This window comes from Acinetobacter sp. UBA5934 (genome assembly GCF_002430855.1).
In the GTDB taxonomy this organism is placed as follows: domain Bacteria; phylum Pseudomonadota; class Gammaproteobacteria; order Pseudomonadales; family Moraxellaceae; genus Acinetobacter.
This window is the reverse complement of sequence record NZ_DJDC01000086.1, coordinates 1-4,142: the sequence shown is the minus strand read 5'-3', so window position 1 is coordinate 4,142 and position 4,142 is coordinate 1. Positions and strand designations below refer to the sequence as shown.

Below are 4,142 nucleotides of genomic sequence, written 5' to 3'. Positions count from 1 at the left end.
TCTTCCATCGTGTTGAAGAAAATTGGAGCGATTTTAGAACCTAAGCAGTAACCACCGTCTTTTTTGTTCGGGATGTGCGGAATGTCATCACCAAAGAACCAAAGTACAGAGTTAGTTGCAGATTTACGAGAAGAACCTGTACCAACAACGTCACCAACGTAAGCAACCTGATTGCCTTTAGCAACAAGCTCTTTAATTTGGTTTAACGGACCAACTTCACCAGGAACTTCTGGGTTGATACCGTCACGTACGTTTTTCAACATCGCATTTGCATGTAATGGGATGTCTGGACGGCTCCAAGCGTCTTGAGCTGGAGACAAGTCATCAGTGTTGGTTTCACCAGTAACTTTGAATACAGTTAATTTGATTTCTTCAGGAACGTCTTTACGGCTAGTGAACCATTCAGCGTCAGCCCAAGATTGAAGAACTGCTTGTGCATTGGCATTACCCGCTTTTGCTTTATCAGCAACGTCATGGAACGCATCAAATACAAGAAGGGTTTTCTTAAGCGCTTCAGCAGCAAGTTCAGCTAATTCAGCATCATCAAGAAGAGCAACTAAAGGAGCAACGTTATAACCACCAAGCATAGTACCCAGTAAGTAAACCGCACGTTCTTTAGTAACTAATGGAGAAGTTGCTTCACCTTTTGCCACAGCAGCCAAGAAAGCAGCTTTTACATAAGCAGCTTGGTCAACACCGGCAGGAACACGGTTTTCAAGCAAATCAACTAGGAATGCTTCTTCTCCAGCTGGTGGATTTTTTAATAGCTCAACCAAGTCAGCTGTTTGAGCATCGTCAAGTGGCTTCGGTGGGACTCCGAGTGCGGCACGTTCTGCAACGTGTTGGCGGTAAGCTTCTAGCACGGTGTTATTCCTCTTTTTTAAAAAATTACCTACGAATTCCAGCTTATTCAAAGCTTCGTAAATAATATGGACTGCTAAATTTTACTAAAATTCCAGTTAAAAGTTAATGCAAGTAGAGTGTTTCTTCGTGATGCCCATTATTTTGTAGCTAAATGATGCCCATATTGATTACACAATAAGCAAATCCTTCACTTTTAAAGCTTTTTGATAATGAAGGAAGGTACTTTTAATGAAACATTAGCCAAAAAAAAGACAACATTATGTTGCCTCTTTTCCAATAAGAAAAATATTCAACCTTAGTGTACTGTCGTTGCATTCATATATTCACGTAAATCATCACGACAACCTTCAAATTTAATCTGAATTTCGTCTTCATGCAGCATAGCATGCTCTGCACTGGCAAATGAAATATGAACCTGATAAAGCTTCGATTCTTGATCAATCACATTCTGCAGATAGACTTTATCGCCCAGACTGAGTACATAACGACTTCCGCCTATCACCACAACACCCTGTTCATCTTCCAAGAGCAGGTCTGCATTATGTAGATAACCCACAACATCCATATAACGCTCCTCGGTGTTTTTGTTGTTATTTTCATTATTCACTATTTATATAAGCTTTTCTATATTTATGATTTAGTCAAATGTCACAATTTATAATCGTTTGCTTAGGCTATTTTTAGATGTTAAAAAGATCCAAATATAAAAAAACCGTTCTTTAGAACGGTTTGTAATCAGGCATTTTGTCGTGCGGTGTCGCGATACATTTTTCTGTGATTTTTTGCTTGAATTGACTGCGACTTGCTTCTGGATCTGCAGTAATTTCAGCCAATGGAAATGCATAGACTTGTTCAATAATATCCAGGATGAAGGTTTTTGTCGTTGCATCTTCAATTTTATTGGCATGTTCTAATGCAGCTGCTTTATCAATATTATTTTGACGGTCATACATAATCGTATTCGCAGCATTTCCTACACTGGTACAATAACCTTTCCACTGCTCTTCAGCGGTTAATGGTTTTTTTTCAGCGCAACCGACCAAAGCAACAAGCACCATTAAAGTGAATAACTTATTCATGAACATTCTCCTATTGCCCTCTATGATAATCAAAGTTAAGGCAAATACGAAACTCCCCTATTGAAAATGAATTTTATTCGTTCACTGAAAAGATATAGCCTGATATTTTCAACCTGATTTTTGATCTAAAAAACTCATTTAAAAAGACCGATGAACAAATTGTGATATTAAAAAACCAAAAAAATGAAGCCCGAACAATATTTTTTGTATCATTCTTCCCTTCCCCAAAATTTATATATTATTGTTTTAACTTTATTTATTTTTAAAATTACAAATATATACATCAAACAGCAGTAATGGACCGAAAATTGGTTGCATAAAATCAAACATCACTGTATTCTTAATACCAACTAGAAAAATAGTTTTGTTCTGGTAAATCTTTTTGTATTTCGCAGTTTTAGTCATAATCCTTCGTTTTTTCAGATTTAAAGTTCCATTCTTCTTTTCAAGTTAAATCATCACGCTTTTTAATAAGCTAAAAAATATTTTTGTAGGATTGTATTATGTCTAATACTGTAAAAGGTACTGTTAAGTGGTTTAACGAAACTAAAGGTTTCGGTTTTATTCAACAAGAAAACGGTCCTGACGTTTTCGCTCACTTCAGCGAAATCACTGGTAATGGCTTCAAAACTTTGGCTGAAGGCCAACAAGTTGAATTCAGCATCGCTCAAGGTCAAAAAGGCCCGAATGCTGTAAACATCGTAGCACTATAATTTTAAAATCACGCTTACCGACTGTAAGCATGATTTAAGAAAAGCGAGAGTTTAGCTCTCGCTTTTTTTTGAGCCTTATAAAATACCAATATGTAAAATCACAACGTTCTATTTCATCAATCAACCATCAGTTGATCCAGTCTAGTTTTGACGCTGCGGCATTGATTGATACCTTGCTTCATTTGCAATAATTTTTTCAAGCTGATTCAAAAACCCTTTATTTTTTGCATATTTATATAGCTGTTAACAGCAATGATTTCTAAACCGAAAATATGGTGGAAAATACTGATAAAAGCATAGCAGTCCCCCATGACCTTTACTTCATCAAGTACCTCATGAATGGGTTTAAATTATCTAACCTCCAATGAAATCTCATAAAAATAAAAAACTTCAGTCCGCAAAATACAATGGTTCATGAAATACCTTTGATAAGATTAATCAGTATGAGAGTGAATTGAAAAAGTTATTTGATTTATATAGAGCTCCCAGATAATAAAAAGTCCAATCATAAATTGGGCTATTCTTTACTCTTCGACTTCTATTGGATCCCCATCTTCAGGTCGAATATGACGTGTTCCATCATCTGCAGGGTCAACACTTGAGCCATCCTTGGTAATAGGATTGTACATCTCATCCTCTTTCTTATCGTTGATAAATTCTTCATCTTCGAAATCTTGAGGTTCTTCATCATCTTCAAAATCTAAAGGCTTTTGTTCATCTATCATGGCGATCCATCACTTATTTAACCAAGAAAATATTATGCTCAAACATTTGACAGCTTCATTCAATAGTGAACAATGACCATTTGTGTAACTGAGGTTGAAGAATGCAGCTCTGGTTTACTTGAAAATTGACTGGAAATACGGCTTTTAAGGTTTCCAATTTCTGTTATTACATAGGAAATATCTAACAACATGGTCTGAGTTTCATTTCAGCCCTTTGATGTAAATTTAACCCATGCATTCTAATTCTGAAATGGTTCAACAACTTACCCATAGCCTACACCGCTAAAAACAATGTAGACCAATTTTGATAAAATTTTAATATAACAAATAGTTACATTTTCAAACCATTAGAAGCGCCAGTTGTAAAATACATCGATTGCACGTTCCAGCGATTGGCTCGCTTCCAGATACAAACGTTTATTCATTTGATAACGCAAGGTCAATTTATTCACTGGTGTAAATACCCCGACGCCATAACGGATAAACAGATCCGGGGTAATATAACCGGTCACACTGACCTGAGTATCATCCCCTGTTCCCTGAGCATCCAGAGCCAAGCCACTGAGGCCAAAAGTACGGCCAATCTGGTTGGTGAGCGCACGAGTACCGCCCAAGCCCAAACTGATGCCGGCAGCAGCAATAGTATTGTTGACATCGGATTTAAAGCCCGCTTCCTGACTAATACCATTAGCACCTTCATTAATACGACCAGTAATGATGGCATTCAAGGCTTCTTGCTCCGATAATCCGGCATCGTTATA

At 36.9% G+C, this 4,142-nt stretch carries 5 protein-coding genes and 1 pseudogene; 1 reads left to right on the top strand and 5 read right to left on the bottom strand.

Going from position 1 to position 4,142, the window contains the following annotated elements:
• The 3 genes and pseudogenes from B2Y23_RS06230 to B2Y23_RS06220 all read right to left on the bottom strand — a co-directional run.
• Positions 1 to 863 (bottom strand): annotated as a pseudogene (locus tag B2Y23_RS06230) (aconitate hydratase B); the annotation flags it as partial.
• A gap of 296 nt (positions 864 to 1,159) precedes the next feature.
• The gene (locus tag B2Y23_RS06225; RefSeq protein ID WP_291369672.1) at positions 1,160 to 1,429 is read right to left on the bottom strand and encodes a hypothetical protein; all 270 of its coding nucleotides are present in this window, start codon (positions 1,427 to 1,429) and stop codon (positions 1,160 to 1,162) included.
• Between the two features lie 154 nt (positions 1,430 to 1,583).
• Positions 1,584 to 1,943, bottom strand: a complete 360-nt coding sequence (locus B2Y23_RS06220; protein ID WP_291369670.1) for a hypothetical protein — start codon at positions 1,941 to 1,943, stop codon at positions 1,584 to 1,586.
• A 503-nt stretch (positions 1,944 to 2,446) separates the two neighbouring features.
• Here B2Y23_RS06220 and B2Y23_RS06215 point away from each other — a divergent pair.
• Positions 2,447 to 2,656 carry a cold-shock protein gene (locus tag B2Y23_RS06215; RefSeq protein WP_086175076.1) on the top strand — a complete coding sequence of 70 codons (210 nt, stop codon included), beginning with the start codon at positions 2,447 to 2,449 and terminating at the stop codon, positions 2,654 to 2,656.
• 524 nt (positions 2,657 to 3,180) lie between these two features.
• Here B2Y23_RS06215 and B2Y23_RS06210 read toward each other — a convergent pair.
• On the bottom strand, positions 3,181 to 3,381 hold the full coding sequence (locus tag B2Y23_RS06210; RefSeq protein WP_291369667.1) for a hypothetical protein: 201 nt from the start codon (positions 3,379 to 3,381) through the stop codon (positions 3,181 to 3,183).
• Positions 3,382 to 3,728: 347 nt separating this feature from the next.
• On the bottom strand, positions 3,729 to 4,142 hold a 414-nt coding region (locus tag B2Y23_RS06205; RefSeq protein ID WP_291369665.1), incomplete at its 5' end, for a translocation/assembly module TamB domain-containing protein.